Origin of the sequence: Bacillus sp. FSL K6-1560 (genome assembly GCF_038592935.1) — a bacterium.
In the GTDB taxonomy this organism is placed as follows: Bacteria; Bacillota; Bacilli; order Bacillales; family Bacillaceae; genus Bacillus; species Bacillus subtilis.
This window is the reverse complement of record NZ_CP151946.1, coordinates 3,005,758-3,019,972: the sequence shown is the minus strand read 5'-3', so window position 1 is coordinate 3,019,972 and position 14,215 is coordinate 3,005,758. Positions and strand designations below refer to the sequence as shown.

Annotated in this window: 15 protein-coding genes; 13 read left to right on the top strand and 2 right to left on the bottom strand. The window is 44.7% G+C overall.

All coding sequences use genetic code 11. The features are described 5' to 3' along the window. Positions 1-37: 37 nt before the first annotated feature. From NYE22_RS16185 to NYE22_RS16170, 4 genes are all read left to right on the top strand, one after another. Complete coding sequence (locus NYE22_RS16185; protein WP_021479562.1) at positions 38-1,099, top strand: carbamoyl phosphate synthase small subunit; 1,062 nt, start codon at positions 38-40, stop codon at positions 1,097-1,099. Then, positions 1,092-4,184: a carbamoyl phosphate synthase large subunit gene (locus NYE22_RS16180; RefSeq protein ID WP_014476420.1), complete on the top strand. Its 3,093-nt coding sequence runs from the start codon at positions 1,092-1,094 to the stop codon at positions 4,182-4,184. The genes NYE22_RS16185 and NYE22_RS16180 overlap by 8 nt, the downstream gene beginning before the upstream one ends. Continuing rightward, entirely contained in the window at positions 4,172-5,131 is a 960-nt protein-coding gene (argF, locus tag NYE22_RS16175; RefSeq protein ID WP_014476421.1) for an ornithine carbamoyltransferase, read from the top strand. The genes NYE22_RS16180 and argF overlap by 13 nt, the downstream gene beginning before the upstream one ends. Before the next feature lie 85 nt (positions 5,132-5,216). Next, positions 5,217-5,396, top strand: a complete 180-nt coding sequence (locus NYE22_RS16170; protein WP_003245356.1) for a YjzC family protein — start codon at positions 5,217-5,219, stop codon at positions 5,394-5,396. 46 nt (positions 5,397-5,442) lie between these two features. Here the strand turns inward: NYE22_RS16170 and NYE22_RS16165 are convergent, their stop codons facing one another. Next, on the bottom strand, positions 5,443-5,628 hold the full coding sequence (locus tag NYE22_RS16165) for a DUF2929 domain-containing protein (RefSeq protein WP_003245236.1): 186 nt from the start codon (positions 5,626-5,628) through the stop codon (positions 5,443-5,445). 248 nt (positions 5,629-5,876) lie between these two features. Here NYE22_RS16165 and NYE22_RS16160 point away from each other — a divergent pair, with 248 nt between their 5' ends. The 4 genes from NYE22_RS16160 (at position 5,877) to comZ (ending at position 8,500) form a co-directional block, all read left to right on the top strand. Further along, positions 5,877-6,611 carry a hypothetical protein gene (locus NYE22_RS16160; RefSeq protein ID WP_342411976.1) on the top strand — a complete coding sequence of 245 codons (735 nt, stop codon included), beginning with the start codon at positions 5,877-5,879 and terminating at the stop codon, positions 6,609-6,611. 81 nt (positions 6,612-6,692) lie between these two features. Next, entirely contained in the window at positions 6,693-7,250 is a 558-nt protein-coding gene (locus NYE22_RS16155; RefSeq protein WP_342411975.1) for a hypothetical protein, read from the top strand. A 90-nt stretch (positions 7,251-7,340) separates the two neighbouring features. Next, entirely contained in the window at positions 7,341-8,294 is a 954-nt protein-coding gene (gene med / locus NYE22_RS16150) for a transcriptional regulator Med (RefSeq protein WP_014476425.1), read from the top strand. Between the two features lie 14 nt (positions 8,295-8,308). After that, positions 8,309-8,500 (top strand): ComG operon transcriptional repressor ComZ, encoded by a 192-nt coding sequence (comZ, locus tag NYE22_RS16145; RefSeq protein ID WP_003224559.1) that lies wholly within the window; start codon positions 8,309-8,311, stop codon positions 8,498-8,500. Positions 8,501-8,529: 29 nt separating this feature from the next. On the opposite strand, the gene yjzB is transcribed toward comZ, so the two are convergent. Next, positions 8,530-8,766, bottom strand: coding sequence for a spore coat protein YjzB (yjzB, locus tag NYE22_RS16140; protein ID WP_072173825.1), 237 nt, complete (start codon positions 8,764-8,766; stop codon positions 8,530-8,532). A gap of 164 nt (positions 8,767-8,930) precedes the next feature. Here yjzB and fabH point away from each other — a divergent pair, with 164 nt between their 5' ends. The 5 genes from fabH (at position 8,931) to appF (ending at position 14,158) form a co-directional block, all read left to right on the top strand. Next, entirely contained in the window at positions 8,931-9,869 is a 939-nt protein-coding gene (gene fabH, locus NYE22_RS16135) for a beta-ketoacyl-ACP synthase III (protein ID WP_003232971.1), read from the top strand. Between the two features lie 22 nt (positions 9,870-9,891). Next, positions 9,892-11,133: a beta-ketoacyl-ACP synthase II gene (gene fabF, locus NYE22_RS16130; protein WP_003244890.1), complete on the top strand. Its 1,242-nt coding sequence runs from the start codon at positions 9,892-9,894 to the stop codon at positions 11,131-11,133. Positions 11,134-11,208: 75 nt separating this feature from the next. Further along, positions 11,209-11,994 carry a DUF2268 domain-containing protein gene (locus NYE22_RS16125; RefSeq protein ID WP_342411974.1) on the top strand — a complete coding sequence of 262 codons (786 nt, stop codon included), beginning with the start codon at positions 11,209-11,211 and terminating at the stop codon, positions 11,992-11,994. Positions 11,995-12,185: 191 nt separating this feature from the next. Then, positions 12,186-13,172, top strand: coding sequence for an oligopeptide ABC transporter ATP-binding protein AppD (gene appD / locus NYE22_RS16120; protein ID WP_003232965.1), 987 nt, complete (start codon positions 12,186-12,188; stop codon positions 13,170-13,172). Further along, entirely contained in the window at positions 13,169-14,158 is a 990-nt protein-coding gene (appF, locus tag NYE22_RS16115; protein WP_041056494.1) for an oligopeptide ABC transporter ATP-binding protein AppF, read from the top strand. The genes appD and appF overlap by 4 nt, the downstream gene beginning before the upstream one ends. Positions 14,159-14,215 lie beyond the last annotated feature (57 nt).

Here is a 14,215-nt window from a genome sequence, read left to right as displayed (position 1 = left end):
TTTATAATTAATTATTCATCAAGAGGTGGGCTGTTAGATGGAAGGTTATTTAGTGTTAGAAGATGGGACATCGTTCAGCGGCGAGCTGGACGGTCATGAAAACTGTACGGGAGAAGCTGTTTTTTTCACAGGAATGACAGGCTACCAGGAAGTGCTGACAGATCCATCATATAAGGGACAGATTATTGTATTTACCTACCCGCTGATTGGCAACTACGGCATAAATGAAAAGGATTTTGAAAGCAAGAAACCGCAAGTAAAAGCCGCGGTTGTCTATGAGGCGTGTGATCACTTTTCTCATTATGAAGCGGTATACAGCCTCAAGGAGTATCTACAGAAATGGAACATTCCGCTGTTAACCCATGTTGATACGAGGGCTGTCGTGAAGAAAATCCGGGCAAACGGGACGATGGGTGCGACAGTCACAGCCTCTAAAGAAGGAGCTGAGATTGCCCTTCAACCAGAGAATGTGGCAGAGCAGGCTTCCGCCCAGGAAATCAGCACATTTGGCGACGGGAATAAACATATCGCTCTCATTGATTTTGGCTATAAAAAGTCAATCGCATCATCACTTGTCAAACGAGGCTGCAAGGTTACCGTGGTGCCATACCAGCAAATGGAGGCCGTATACAACATCAAACCCGATGGCATTGTGCTATCGAACGGACCTGGAGATCCGAAAGCAATCCATCCATATTTAGGAAAGATCAAAAGCATCATCAGCCGCTTTCCGACTCTAGGCATTTGTCTCGGACATCAGCTGATCGCGCTCGCGTTTGGAGGGAATACTTTTAAGCTGCCATTCGGGCACAGGGGAGCTAATCATCCGGTCATCGACCGTGAGACGAAACGGGTCTTTATGACAAGCCAAAACCACAGCTATGTGGTTGATGAACAGTCGATTAATGAAGAAGAGCTCACGATCAGGTTTCATCATGTCAATGATACGTCAGTTGAAGGGCTTGCCCATAAAAAACTGCCTGTCATGAGTGTTCAATTCCACCCGGAAGCCCATCCCGGACCTGCGGAAAGCGAATGGATTTTTGATGATTATCTAAAGAATGTGATACCAGCAAGGAGAGAAATCGCGCATGCCTAAAGACACCAGTATTTCAAGCATATTAGTAATCGGCTCAGGCCCGATCATCATCGGGCAGGCGGCAGAATTTGATTATTCAGGCACTCAAGGGTGCATCGCGCTGAAGGAGGAGGGCTACCGGGTCATTCTCGTCAACAGCAATCCGGCGACAATTATGACTGATGAAGCCTTCGCTGATGAAATTTATTTTGAGCCTCTGACAGCAGAAAGCCTGACAGCCATCATTAAGAAAGAACGGCCTGATGGGCTTCTTGCCAATTTAGGCGGTCAGACCGCGTTGAATTTAGCGGTGGAGCTTGAAGAAACGGGTGTTTTAAAAGAGCACGGCGTCAAACTCCTCGGCACATCCGTTGAAACGATACAAAAAGGAGAGGACCGGGAAAAATTCCGTTCGTTAATGAATGAATTAAAACAGCCCGTGCCGGAGAGTGAAATTGTTGATAACGAGGCCGATGCCCTCCATTTTGCGGAATCCATCGGTTTTCCTGTTATTATCAGACCAGCTTACACATTAGGCGGAAAGGGCGGAGGAATCGCCCCTGATAAAGAAGCCTTTACAGCTATGATTAAGCAGGCGCTATTAGCAAGCCCGATCAATCAATGCCTTGTCGAAAAAAGCATTGCCGGCTTTAAAGAAATTGAATATGAAGTCATGCGTGACAGCAATAACACATGCATTACCGTCTGCAATATGGAAAATATCGATCCGGTCGGCGTGCATACAGGTGACTCTATCGTTGTGGCGCCGTCACAAACATTGACAGACGAAGACTATCAAATGCTGCGGACAGCAAGTCTGACGATCATCTCAGCACTTGATGTTGTAGGCGGCTGTAACATTCAATTCGCGCTTGATCCATTCAGCAAGCAATATTACGTCATTGAAGTGAATCCGCGTGTAAGCCGGTCATCGGCTCTCGCATCTAAAGCGACCGGTTATCCGATTGCGAAGATGGCCGCGAAACTGGCAGTCGGATACACCCTTGACGAGCTGAAAAATCCGCTCACAGGCTCGACTTACGCAAGCTTTGAACCGGCACTGGACTATGTGATCGTCAAATTTCCGCGCTGGCCGTTTGATAAATTCAAAAACGCAGACCGCAAGCTTGGCACAAAAATGAAAGCCACCGGTGAAGTGATGGCGATTGAGCGGAATTTAGAAGCGGCGATACAGAAGGCAGCCGCGTCCCTTGAGTTAAAAAATATCGGAACACACCTTCCAGAGCTCAGCGGGTTGTCAATTGATACGCTATGGGATTTGGCAATCACTCCGGATGACCGCAGATTTTTCGTTGTCATGGAGCTGTTGAGCCGCAGCGTGACGATTGATGACATTCATGCGAAAACAAAAATTGATCCGTTTTTCCTGCATACCTTTAACAACATCATCAAATTGGAAAACCGCCTGATGGAAGCAGGGAGTGATCTCTCTTTTGAATTATTGAAAAAAGCAAAGGAAAAGGGATTCTCAGACGCAACGATTGCCTCACTGATCGGCAAAACAGAGGTAGAGGTGCGCGCGCTTCGCAAGGAGATGGGCATTACACCTTCCTTCAAAATTGTCGATACATGCGCGGCTGAGTTTGATGCGAAAACAAACTATTTTTACTCCACATATTTCGGAGAAACCGATGGAGACATCAGCCGCAAAGAGAAAAAACGCGCGCTCATTATCGGATCAGGCCCGATTCGGATCGGCCAAGGCGTTGAATTTGATTACAGTGCGGTTCACGGCGTGCTGACACTGCAAGAGCTTGGGTTCGAAACCATCATGATTAACAATAACCCGGAAACGGTCAGCACCGATTATGAAATTGCGGATCGCCTGTATTTTGAACCGATGACAACGGAGCATATTGTAAACGTGGCGGAGCAGGAGAATATTGATTTTGCAATTGTGCAATTCGGCGGCCAAACTGCAATCAATGCTGCTGAAGCACTCGAAAAAGCCGGCATTACCCTTCTCGGCACTTCGTTTGAAACGCTCGATGTGTTAGAGGATCGGGATCAATTCTATCAACTTCTTGATGAGCTGGGATTGAAGCACGCAAAAGGAGAAATTGCCTATACAAAAGAAGAAGCCGCTTCAAAAGCGAGTGAGATCGGCTATCCGGTGTTAATCCGCCCATCTTATGTTATCGGCGGAATGGGCATGATCATTGTTGACTCGCAAGCCCAGCTTTCTCAGCTGCTGAATGATGAGGACAGCATGCCATACCCGATTTTGATTGATCAGTATGTGTCTGGAAAGGAAGTCGAAATTGATTTGATTTCCGACGGCGAGGATGTCTTTATCCCGACATATACCGAGCATATTGAACGGGCGGGTGTCCATTCGGGGGACAGCTTTGCCATTCTTCCGGGACCGTCCATCACGAGCGGGCTGCAGCAGGGCATGAAAGATGCGGCACAAAAAATTGCCCGGAAACTTTCATTTAAAGGCATCATGAACATTCAATTTGTGATCGACAATGGAAACATACTCGTTCTTGAAGTGAATCCGAGAGCGAGCCGCACGGTTCCTGTCGTCAGCAAAGTAATGGGCGTTCCGATGATTCCGCTCGCCACACGACTGCTGGCGGGAGCGTCCTTAAAAGATCTAAATCCGGCAGTTCAAAATCATCATGGAGTTGCCGTGAAGTTCCCTGTTTTTTCTTCTCATGCGATCCAAGATGTGGATGTCAAGCTTGGGCCGGAAATGAAATCAACGGGAGAAGGCATGTGTGTCGCATATGATGCTAACAGTGCCTTGAAAAAAATCTATACAAGAGTCTGGAGTCAAAAAGGCAGCATTTATTTGCAAAACGTTCCGGAAGATGTGAAGGAGTTAGCAGAAAACGCAGGTTTTACAATACATGAAGGAACATTTGCCTCATGGATGGAACAGGAAGGAAAATCGCTCCACATTAATCTGAGCGGTTCTGAAGAAGCACGCAAAGAACGTTTGGAAGCCATGACGCACGGCATCCCCGTCTTTACAGAAGAAGAAACTGTGCGGGCGTTTTTACAAAGCGGTTCAGGCCATCCGCAGCCTGTATCTCTCAAAGACCTCTATAAAAAGGAAGTGGCATCATGCACACAGTGACGCAAACCAGTTTATACGGAAAAGATTTATTAACGTTAAAGGACCTTAGTGAAGAGGATATAAACGCCTTGCTCGCAGAGGCCGGTGAGCTGAAACAAAACAAAATTCAGCCTATATTCCATGGCAAAACCTTGGCGATGATTTTTGAAAAATCATCAACGCGGACACGTGTTTCATTTGAAGCGGGCATGGCGCAGCTCGGCGGGAACGCCCTCTTTCTAAGCCAGAAAGATCTGCAGCTGGGGCGCGGTGAGACTGTCGCTGATACGGCAAAAGTGCTGTCAGGCTATGTGGATGCCATCATGATCCGGACCTTTGAACATGAAAAGGTGGAGGAACTTGCCAAAGAAGCTGACATTCCGGTGATCAATGGACTTACTGATAAATACCATCCATGCCAGGCGCTGGCGGATCTCTTGACGATTAAGGAGATAAAAGGGAAGCTTAAAGGCGTAAAAGTCGCATACATCGGTGACGGAAATAACGTGGCGCACTCCTTGATGATCGGCTGCGCGAAAATGGGCTGTGATATCTCGATCGCTTCGCCAAAGGGATATGAAGTGTTAGATGAAGCAGCTGAAGCGGCAAAAACATATGCACTTCAATCCGGCTCTTCTATCACGCTGACAGATGATCCGATTGAAGCTGTAAAAGACGCGGACGTGATTTATTCTGATGTGTTTACAAGCATGGGGCAGGAAGCGGAAGAGCAAGAACGTCTTGCTGTCTTTGCGCCTTATCAGGTGAATGGGGCGCTAGTCAGCCATGCCAAGCCTGACTATACATTTTTACATTGTCTCCCTGCGCATCGTGAGGAAGAAGTGACTGCGGAGATTATTGACGGGCCGAACTCTGCAGTGTTCCAGCAGGCGGAAAACCGTCTTCATGTGCAAAAAGCACTGCTGAAGGCCATTTTATACAAAGGGGAATCATCAAAAAACTGCTGAGCCAAACTCAGCAGTTTTTTTGATGGCAACATATTCACAGCCGCTTAGGCGCATACTACAGCAAAAAGGAAAAGGAGGAAAAACAGTGGGACAGCAGCACCAATTCCGGCCCGGACAGAAAGCGCCTAATAACGGTGTCTACGTAGAAATCGGCGAGACAGGGAGCATGGTTAAAAACCCTCAAAAGGTCCATCTGTCAGCAGGGGAAATGTTTCCCGAAACATCAAACCACAACCGGTTGTGGACCTACAAAAGAAAGCCGTGACCACTAAAAAACCCAAAACAATAAATGTTTTGGGTTTTTTGGCTTTTTAATGCTGGCTTGCATTTTTGTTCATAGGCATGATTTCTGCTAAAACCATGATTAAGACATACAGTACAACAGCAATGACAGATGATGTTTTGAAATTATACGTAACGCTGTTCATGCTTGCAACCAAGTAGCATGCCATATGTGATAAAAGGAACGTCCAAATAAAGGCAATAATATATCGCACGTTTCCACCTCGTCCTTCTCATTCTATTCTAAAAGTTATCATACCATACAAAAAGCGAAGGGGGAATCCAATTTTAGCAGAAAGTGAGGTGACAAAAGAGTCTGATTCGTCACACTTTAATGGTAAAATATAAAACGTCAATCAGTATAATAGCCAAAAATGCAAAAGGCTAGGACTTTACCTTATTCGTTTCTTTTCTATTTACATAAGATAGCGTGAGATGAAGTGTGAAAGGAGGCGGGCAAGCGATGGGAATAACGGAAAGATACTTTCAACTGGGAACGGAGCATAATGTCATTCATCTGCCCTATCGCCCGAACGGCTTCGGCATCTTTATCTTGGGGGACAGAACCCACTTTGTCGGACATCATTCAAGCTTTTGGCAGCAGCATTATGGCAGAAATCAGCTTCTGAGCATGTTGATGAATGAAGGATACACTCTTTTTAACAGCAATCTGTTCGGAAGGCATTGGGGGGCGGAAAAAGCAGTCACCTATGCCAAACAGCTGATACATTCTGTGCTGAAGCAGGAAATCCTCAATCCGAAGATTCATATTTTAGCAGAAGGCATGGGTGCTCTCGTGGCCGATGAACTGCTTCGTTTTTCCCCGGATCATATCCGCTCAGCCGCAATGTTGAATCCTTGTCTCGATCTTCAGGCACATTATGAATCGGAAAAAGAAAATAAATTTTTCTATAAGCAATTTTTGAAAGAAGTATCGAAAAGCTACGGAATTTCTGAAAAAGAAGCGGAAGCGCTTCGTTATAAAACAATTCAAAGCTACCCGAGCGGCGTACCGGTTCATATATGGCAGCGTATGACCGGAGCTCCATATCCCTACAGTGTACATGCGGAAGTTTTCAAGGAAAAACAGCAAAAGCAAGGCTCACCGGTCGACATGACATTTCATTTATTTGAGCATCCAAGCAGAATTTATGCATCAATTTGCAAATTCTTTCACAGTCATGAAAAAGAATTATAGAGAATATAATGACAACAGCCTTCTCTTTTGCGGAGGCTGTTTTGTTTTGGGAAATGAAAAACCGGAAGGGCGGCAGATGCAATGGAATCAACGCTGATTGTAGGTGCGGACGAATTTTTCGGCCTTTCATTATGTGAGCGAATGATGGATGAAGGCATACATGTTGACGTTGTTCTGGCGGAAACAGAAGATAAAATGAGACAAATGTACTTAGAAGAAAGACTCATGTGGCTTGGGAGAAATGAACTCTTTCGCCAGCTTGAGCACATTGGAGATCAAAAGTATGATACAATTTGTATCCAGTTCGGAAGTTTTTTGCCTTTAGACCAATGTGATTCTCCTTATATTTTAGTATATGAAGAAGACCGAAAAGAATGGGAAAAACGTGAAAAAACAGGCTTGGAAAAAACCGTGATCCTGCCGAAAATGTATGGGCCATGGAAAGAAGAAACAGAGGGAAAAGGCTATTATACAAACGACGTGGCTGACGAGTTGCTGAGATTCCTGTTAGAACCAAGCCGTCATAGCAAAGATCAGCTTTTTGAATTGCAAGTCACAGAGAAAACCTCAAAAGAAGAAGCAAAAACAAAAATTATCGAGTGGAAAAGACAATTTTCATCAATTTTCGACAAATATTAAGAAAAACCTTCCATGTTTCGAGTTTTCTAGATACAATAAACGTATAAAAATAATACATGTTATAGCTTGTCAAAAGGAGTTGAACATGACTTGATCACAAGGCTTGTCATGATCTTTTCTGTCCTCCTTTTATTGAGTGGATGTGGACAAACTCCGTTCAAAGGAAAAATTGAGAAGGTCGGCATGCTCTTTCCTGATACGATTAATGACCTCGTATGGGGCACAAAAGGGTATAAAGGATTACTGAATATACAATCCAAATACAATGTGGACGTCTATTATAAAGAAGGCGTTAAAACAGAAGAAGATATCATAAATGCGATTGAGGATTTTCATAAGAGGGGCGTCAATCTGCTCTACGGCCATGGGAGTGAATATGCTGAGGTGTTTAACTTGGTCGGCGAAGATTATCCAGATATGGAATTCGTCATTTCCAATGCGAAAGCGAAAGCTGATAATGTAACGAGTGTCCATTTTAGCGGAGAAGCAATGGGCTTTTTTGGAGGAATGACTGCTGCCCATATGTCGAAAACGAATCAGGTCGGTGTAATTGCCTCCTTTACGTGGCAGCCTGAGGTTGATGGTTTTATCAAAGGGGCCAAGTATGAAAATCCGGATATAGAGGTAAATACGAAATATACGGATCATTGGGATGATGATACAACAGCAGTAAAGCTTTATCAGAAAATGAAGAACGAAGGCGCGGATGTTGTGTATCCCGCCGGAGACGGGTATAATGTTCCTGTTATTCAGCAAATCAAAAAAGACGGTCTTTATGCCATTGGCTACGTCACAGATCAATCGGATCTGGGCGAGAATACCGTATTAACCAGCACGGTGCAAAATGTGGACAAGGCCTATGAAATCATTGCTGAACAATTTAACAAAGGCACCCTTGAGGGCGGCGACCATTACTACGACCTGAATACGGGAGTCGTTGAGATGGGGACATTCAGCCCGCTCGTCGATAAAGACTTTCAGCAAAGAATCGCCAAGCTGATCAAAACATACAACAAAACAGGCGAGCTGCCAAAAAACGAATAATGGAGTGACGTCACATGCAGCACGAAAAATCACTTGAATTCTTGCAAATTGCCATGAAATATCTCCCTGAAGCGAAAGAACAGCTTGAGAAATCAGGCATTGAGCTCTCAATGGAGGCCATCCAGCCGTTTATGAATCTATTTACAACGGTAATGGCGGAAGCTTATGAGCTTGGCAAGTCTGACGCTAAATCTGAAACAGAATAAGAAGAAGCCACTTTTTTGAAAGTGGCTTTTCACATGATTTTCTTTTTAATAGCGGAGAGCATGGGCGCAAGCTCCTTTAAAGCGGGCTTGATTTGATCAAGAGAGTTCATAATTGAACCGATTTGGTCCATAATATGCATGTAATGAATCGTCTCTTCGTCGTTTGTCTGAGAAACCTGAGAAACCTCCTCTTGCTGTTCCTCCTTCTCTTCTGTTGGTTTTGCTGCATCGCCGAACATCATTCTTGAAAACACATCCAACTGCATACGCCTCCTTTCCATATACCATACTCTATGAGTAAGATGAACTGATAGTTTAGACGAATATATTGCCATGTGAAAAAAAATAGGATAGAATTAGTACCTGATACTAATAATTGATCACAACCTGATTGATCTTCTAAATTTAAGATATAAAGGAGTCTTCCCTTATGAAAGCTGGAATACTTGGTGTTGGACGTTACATTCCTGAGAAGGTTTTAACAAATCATGATCTTGAAAAAATGGTTGAAACTTCTGACGAGTGGATTCGTACAAGAACAGGAATAGAAGAAAGAAGAATCGCAGCAGATGATGTGTTTTCATCACATATGGCTGTTGCAGCAGCGAAAAATGCGCTGGAACAAGCTGAAGTGGCTGCTGAGGATCTGGATATGATCTTGGTTGCAACTGTTACACCTGATCAGTCATTTCCTACGGTCTCTTGTATGATTCAAGAACAGCTCGGCGCGAAGAAAGCGTGTGCTATGGATATCAGCGCGGCTTGTGCGGGCTTCATGTACGGGGTTGTAACCGGTAAACAATTTATTGAATCCGGAACCTACAAGCATGTTCTAGTTGTCGGTGTAGAGAAGCTCTCAAGCATTACCGACTGGGAAGACCGCAATACAGCCGTTCTGTTTGGAGACGGAGCAGGCGCTGCGGTAGTCGGGCCAGTCAGTGATGACAGAGGAATCCTTTCATTTGAACTAGGAGCCGACGGCACAGGCGGTCAGCACTTGTATCTGAATGAAAAACGACATACAATCATGAATGGACGAGAAGTTTTCAAATTTGCAGTCCGCCAAATGGGAGAATCATGCGTAAATGTCATTGAAAAAGCCGGACTTTCAAAAGAGGATGTCGACTTTTTGATTCCGCATCAGGCGAACATCCGTATCATGGAAGCTGCTCGCGAGCGTTTAGAGCTTCCTGTCGAAAAGATGTCTAAAACTGTTCATAAATATGGAAATACTTCTGCCGCATCCATTCCGATCTCTCTTGTAGAAGAATTGGAAGCCGGTAAAATCAAAGACGGCGATGTGGTCGTTATGGTAGGGTTCGGCGGAGGACTAACATGGGGCGCCATTGCAATCCGCTGGGGCCGATAAAAAAAGGTGAGGTGCACACAAGATGACTAAAAAAAGAGTAGTTGTTACAGGACTTGGAGCATTATCTCCACTTGGCAACGACGTCGATACAAGTTGGAATAACGCAATCAACGGTGTGTCCGGAATCGGTCCGATCACTCGTGTTGACGCTGAAGAATATCCGGCAAAAGTTGCCGCTGAATTAAAAGATTTTAATGTTGAAGATTATATGGATAAAAAAGAAGCCAGAAAAATGGACCGCTTTACACAATATGCGGTTGTGGCTGCGAAAATGGCGGTTGAAGATGCAGATCTTAACATTACCGATGAGATCGCACCGAGAGTCGGTGTTTGGGTAGGCTCCGGTATCGGCGGACTTGAAACACTAGAGTCTCAATTTGAAATCTTCTTAACAAAAGGCCCAAGACGGGTAAGCCCGTTTTTCGTGCCAATGATGATTCCTGACATGGCGACAGGCCAGATTTCTATTGCATTAGGAGCAAAAGGGGTGAACTCTTGTACGGTTACAGCATGTGCTACAGGAACGAACTCCATCGGTGACGCGTTTAAGGTTATTCAGCGCGGCGATGCAGACGTGATGGTCACAGGCGGAACAGAAGCGCCGCTGACAAGAATGTCATTCGCCGGCTTTAGTGCCAACAAAGCGCTGTCTACTAATCCAGATCCGAAAACAGCGAGCCGCCCGTTTGATAAAAACCGTGATGGCTTTGTCATGGGGGAAGGTGCAGGGATTATCGTTCTTGAAGAACTTGAGCATGCCCTGGCCCGCGGCGCTAAAATTTACGGAGAAATTGTCGGCTACGGATCAACCGGAGACGCTTATCATATCACAGCGCCGGCCCAAGACGGTGAAGGCGGAGCGAGAGCGATGCAAGAAGCCATTAAAGATGCAGGCATTGCACCTGAAGAAATTGATTACATCAATGCTCACGGGACAAGCACGTATTACAACGACAAATACGAAACAATGGCGATTAAGACCGTTTTTGGCGAGCATGCGCATAAACTTGCGGTAAGCTCTACAAAATCGATGACAGGCCACCTCTTAGGAGCAGCCGGCGGTATTGAAGCCATTTTCTCTATCCTGGCCATTAAAGAAGGCGTGATTCCGCCGACAATCAATATTCAAACACCTGACGAAGAATGTGATTTGGATTATGTGCCTGATGAAGCCCGCAGACAGGAACTTAATTATGTTCTCAGCAACTCATTAGGATTCGGCGGACACAACGCAACATTAATCTTTAAGAAATATCAATCATAATCAAGCCAAACCGGCTGCCCCCAAAAGGTAGCCGGTTTTTTTTGTGTGCATAGGATTAAAAGAGGAGGCGATCACATGAGTGTAGAACAAACATATAGCTGGCTCAGGAAGGCTGATTCAATAGTTGATTTGGCGCATTACATTATCCCGCTTTTTTCAGGTGCGGAGAAAAAGAACTGGAAGGGCATTCTGGGACACCTTCAGCATCATGGGATGTTTAAAAACATAAAAGAGGGTATTCAGACTGTTTCCAAGCTGAAGGAAAAAGGTTTTTACGGACATATCCAAAAGGAAGAACAGTACCTCAAAAACAAATGGCAAGGTCCTGATGTACCAATTGTCACGCTGCCGGTTGATGAACGAAACAGGAGAATTCGTTTAGAATTCGGATCAAAATCAGGACTCGCCTTTCAAGACAAAATGTTCCTTTTTCTTTCGTCAGATTTAGATTTTGGGTCAGTATCTGCCCTTATGACGCATGAGTATCATCACGTTTGCCGGTTAGGTCATCTGACAAAAGAGGAAAAGGATGTCACATTACTTGATACAATCATCATGGAAGGGCTGGCGGAATATGCTGTTTATGAGAGGTTCGGCCGAAGTCAAACGGCTGAATGGACGACTTGGTATACACCGGAGCAGCTTCAGGTTTTATATGAAAAAAAGATTGCGCCCCATCGGGATATCAAACGGGATAATCGATTATTTCCCCAGCTGTTATTCGGCAAAGGATATCAGCCAAAAATGCTTGGATACGCAGTTGGATTCAATATTGTAAAAAAATATTTAACTGCCAGTAAGGCAAGCACCGCAGACGGACTGTCCATTCCTGCTGAGACCTTTTTGGATGCAATGCTTTAAAAGGATAAAATAATGGAATTTCATTAATAATATTACATTTATCCTAAAAAATTCTTGATTTTGCAAAATGATTGTAATAATATACAACTATAAAATTTTTCGATAATTCAATATTATTTATTATTTCTGAATAAAGGGATTGCTTTCTCTTGAAAACGTTTGACAACAAGAGGGGGGAAAGGGGAGCTAGCATGAGCACACTTTTAGAAGTGAATAATTTAAAGACTTATTTTTTCAGGAAAAAGGAGCCGATCCCTGCGGTTGACGGAGTCGATTTTCACATCAGCAAAGGCGAAACCGTCGCACTTGTAGGTGAATCGGGCTCCGGAAAAAGCATTACTTCTTTATCAATTATGGGCCTCGTCCAAAGCTCAGGCGGAAAAATCATGGACGGCTCTATTAAACTCGAAGACAAAGACCTCACCTCATTCACTGAAAACGATTATTGCAAAATCCGCGGTAACGAAGTATCCATGATCTTTCAGGAACCAATGACCTCCCTTAATCCGGTGTTAACAATCGGAGAACAAATTACCGAAGTGCTGATTTACCATAAAAACATGAAGAAAAAAGAAGCCCGTCAACGGGCTGTTGAACTCTTGCAGATGGTCGGTTTCTCCCGGGCGGAGCAAATTATGAAAGAGTACCCGCATCGGCTGTCCGGCGGTATGAGACAGAGGGTGATGATTGCCATCGCACTGAGCTGTAATCCTAAACTGCTCATTGCCGATGAACCAACGACAGCGCTGGACGTGACAATACAAGCCCAGGTGCTGGAGCTCATGAAAGATCTCTGTCAGAAGTTCAATACATCGATTCTTCTGATCACACACGACTTAGGTGTCGTGTCTGAAGCTGCCGATAGAGTGATTGTCATGTACTGCGGACAAGTCGTGGAAAATGCTACCGTTGATGACTTATTTTTAGAACCGCTTCATCCGTATACAGAAGGCCTGCTTACGTCAATTCCTGTTATAGATGGAGAGATTGATAAATTAAATGCGATTAAAGGCAGTGTGCCTACACCGGATAATCTGCCGCCGGGATGCCGTTTTGCCCCAAGGTGCCCGAAAGCTATGGATAAGTGCTGGACAAATCAGCCTTCGCTTTTGACACACAAAAGCGGAAGAACGGTGAGATGCTTTTTATATGAGGAAGAGGGTGCCGAACAATCATGACAGCAGCTAATCAAGAAACAATCTTAGAGCTTCGTGACGTAAAAAAATACTTTCCGATCCGGTCAGGCCTTTTTCAAAGAAAAGTCGGTGATGTAAAAGCGGTGGATGGTGTTTCATTTTCGTTAAAAAAAGGAGAAACACTCGGAATCGTTGGAGAGTCGGGCTGCGGAAAATCGACTGCCGGCAGAACGATGATCAGACTGTACAAACCGACAGAGGGCCAAATTCTTTTTAAAGGGCAGGATATTTCCAATCTGTCAGAGGAGAAGCTGCGGAAGAGTGTCCGCAAAAATATTCAAATGGTTTTCCAAGATCCATTTGCTTCGTTAAACCCGAGAAAGACCCTGCGTTCCATCATAAAGGAGCCGTTTAATACGCACAACATGTATACCATGCGTGAACGAAACGAAAAAGTTGAAGAGCTGCTTGCAAGAGTAGGGCTTCACCCGTCGTTTGCCAGCCGTTATCCCCATGAATTTTCCGGCGGCCAGCGCCAGCGGATCGGCATTGCCAGAGCACTCACTTTGAATCCAGAGCTGATCATTGCAGATGAGCCGGTTTCCGCACTTGATGTATCCATTCAGGCCCAAGTGATTAACTTGATGGAGGAATTACAGGAAGAATTTAATCTTACGTATCTATTTATCTCTCATGATCTGAGTGTCGTCCGCCATATCAGCGACAGAGTCGGAGTAATGTATCTTGGCAAAATGATGGAACTGACCGGCAAGCATGAGCTTTATGACAACCCGCTTCACCCATATACCCAAGCGCTTTTATCCTCCGTTCCGGTTACAAGAAAAAGAGGATCTGTCAAACGTGAACGCATTGTCCTGAAGGGAGAACTGCCTAGTCCGGCCAACCCGCCAAAAGGCTGCGTATTCCACACAAGATGTCCTGTTGCAAAATCGATATGCAAGGAACAAATACCAGAATTTAAAGAAGCTGCTCCCAGCCACTTTGTGGCTTGTCACCTTTATAGCTAATGTTGCCCGCACAGCTTTGAGAGGGGGTATGCACACTACATAAACAACAGCTGAGAA

Excerpts from the sequence above, each read along its gene's own strand:
- NYE22_RS16185 (WP_021479562.1), top strand. The coding sequence starts at position 38 with ATGGAAGGTTATTTAGTGTTAGAAGATGGGACATCGTTCAGCGGCGAG.
- NYE22_RS16180 (WP_014476420.1), top strand. The coding sequence starts at position 1,092 with ATGCCTAAAGACACCAGTATTTCAAGCATATTAGTAATCGGCTCAGGC.
- argF (WP_014476421.1), top strand. The coding sequence starts at position 4,172 with ATGCACACAGTGACGCAAACCAGTTTATACGGAAAAGATTTATTAACG.
- NYE22_RS16160 (WP_342411976.1), top strand. The coding sequence starts at position 5,877 with ATGGGAATAACGGAAAGATACTTTCAACTGGGAACGGAGCATAATGTC.
- NYE22_RS16155 (WP_342411975.1), top strand. The coding sequence starts at position 6,693 with ATGGAATCAACGCTGATTGTAGGTGCGGACGAATTTTTCGGCCTTTCA.
- comZ (WP_003224559.1), top strand. The coding sequence starts at position 8,309 with ATGCAGCACGAAAAATCACTTGAATTCTTGCAAATTGCCATGAAATAT.
- yjzB (WP_072173825.1), bottom strand. The coding sequence starts at position 8,766 with ATGCAGTTGGATGTGTTTTCAAGAATGATGTTCGGCGATGCAGCAAAA.
- fabH (WP_003232971.1), top strand. The coding sequence starts at position 8,931 with ATGAAAGCTGGAATACTTGGTGTTGGACGTTACATTCCTGAGAAGGTT.
- fabF (WP_003244890.1), top strand. The coding sequence starts at position 9,892 with ATGACTAAAAAAAGAGTAGTTGTTACAGGACTTGGAGCATTATCTCCA.
- NYE22_RS16125 (WP_342411974.1), top strand. The coding sequence starts at position 11,209 with ATGAGTGTAGAACAAACATATAGCTGGCTCAGGAAGGCTGATTCAATA.
- appD (WP_003232965.1), top strand. The coding sequence starts at position 12,186 with ATGAGCACACTTTTAGAAGTGAATAATTTAAAGACTTATTTTTTCAGG.
- appF (WP_041056494.1), top strand. The coding sequence starts at position 13,169 with ATGACAGCAGCTAATCAAGAAACAATCTTAGAGCTTCGTGACGTAAAA.